The 961-nt window shown below is 63.7% G+C and carries 1 protein-coding gene; it reads left to right on the plus strand.

Translation table 11 applies throughout. From position 1 onward, the window contains the following. Nucleotides 1-503: hypothetical protein (locus GI374_RS18755; RefSeq protein ID WP_229583591.1), on the plus strand; the 503-nt coding region annotated here is incomplete at its 5' end. Nucleotides 504-961 lie beyond the last annotated feature (458 nt).

The following is a 961-nucleotide window of genomic DNA, read 5'->3' on the forward strand; positions in this document are numbered from 1 at the left end:
CCCCGGAGCGAGACCGCGTCATGACTCCCCCTGCCTTGGCGCGGGCCATCTGCGGACACTTCGCGCCGCAGATGCACGGGCTGATCCTGGACCCTGCGAGAGGCGATGGCGCGTTCTACGACCATTTCCCCAGTCACCTCGCCAAAGACTGGTGCGAGATCACGGATGGGAGCGATTTCCTGGCCTGGAAAGGTCGAGCGGACTGGATCGTCACCAACCCGCCATGGTCCCGCTTGGCCGAATTCATGGTCCAAGCAATGAAATCTGCGGACAATATCGTTTTCGTGGCGCCACTCCCCAATCTCACCACCAAGGCTCGGCTACGATCGATCCACAACGCCGGCTTCTGGATCGCCGAGTTTCTGCAGTTCGAAACGCCGCGGGAATGGCCGCAATCGGGATTTCAGCTCGTCGCGGCCTGGATCAGGCGTGGCCACGCGGGAGCGTGCCGATTCACGAGTCTCGAGGCAAACGCCTCGAACTCGCGGCTACGCGCTGCCTGACATGGAGTATTGGCGCGACGCACGCGCCGAGGCTCCAACACATCAATGATCCTGCCGCTTTCGGCCCCAAGCGGACGGTCAGGCCGGTGACCGTGCGGCGCCGTAGCTTCACCGAAGCGGACGTTGGCCGCTGGGGGACAGCTTGGTGCCTGCGAGATCCGCTATGCGGACCAAGCGGACATTGCGGTAAGAGATAGGAACGGCGAGAGCCCTGCCGCCACTGTATCATTCAGCCTCCCGGCGATGCTGCTGACCCCGCCAGAATACCGCCGTCGATCGTCAGCTCTGCTCCCGTCATGTAAGCCGCTTCGTCAGAGGCAAGAAGGACGGCTGACCTGCCCCCCCGGGGTCCCTCGATCATGACGAGAGTCCTTGGACTTGGTATTGGTCGGTTTCGGGTTGGGCAAGCGCGCCGGGCGCGGAGCTCACGGATTGCTCAAGTGCCCGGCGCGCTTGTG

Source organism: Paracoccus sp. S-4012, assembly GCF_009674885.1.
Taxonomy (GTDB): domain Bacteria; phylum Pseudomonadota; class Alphaproteobacteria; order Rhodobacterales; family Rhodobacteraceae; genus Paracoccus.